Origin of the sequence: Pseudoalteromonas sp. SR44-5 (assembly GCF_014163675.1) — a bacterium.
GTDB classification, from domain to species: Bacteria; Pseudomonadota; Gammaproteobacteria; order Enterobacterales; family Alteromonadaceae; genus Pseudoalteromonas; species Pseudoalteromonas rhizosphaerae.
Map to the genome: position 1 here is coordinate 1 of NZ_JACJDT010000164.1, position 629 is coordinate 629.

1 protein-coding gene is annotated in these 629 nt (G+C 42.6%); it reads right to left on the reverse strand.

Translation table 11 applies throughout. The features are described from left to right. Positions 1-596: transposase (locus H5154_RS23025; RefSeq protein ID WP_182719765.1), on the reverse strand; the 596-nt coding region annotated here is incomplete at its 3' end. Positions 597-629 lie beyond the last annotated feature (33 nt).

Consider the following 629-nt stretch of genomic DNA (forward strand, 5'->3'; position numbering starts at 1 on the left):
TCATTTTTAAACTGAACTTGCCGTCCTGTTTTTATAGGTGGCTTTCGCATACATTGCTGTTGCAGTGGGCATACCTTGCAATCTTTTAAGTAACCGCAGAATCGGGTGTATTTTTGGTTATGGCTTTTTACATTGATACCACTTCGCCACATGTCATTGCCTGCGGGACAGCGGCAGGTTTGTGTTGTTTCATCATAATGGAAGTCCTCTGAAGTAAATAAGCGTGGCTTACCTTTACTGCGTTTTAGTCGGCGTTTTTCTTGCTCTGTTTCATAAGTTTCGCTGTCTTTAAATAACGGGTTTCGTTTTCTAAATTGGTTATCCGCAATGTAAGTATCAAAGCCACTTTTCGCCATGTATTCAAGGTTCGCTTCGCTATTAAACCCACTGTCTGCGGTGAACTTAATCGTTTGTTCGTCTGTTGATTTGTCGGTATTCAATTTATCAAGCTGCTGCTTTAATTGCTTAACTGCTGGCTGCAGGGTTTGCTGCTCGCCCACCGAGCCCCATGCCTGTGCTTGCAGTATAACTTGATGTTTATCGTCATTTATCGCTATCCCGTTGTAGCCTTGGATTGTACCTTTTGACGTGGTCATTTTCGCGCTATCAGGGTCGGTAATATTACTTTT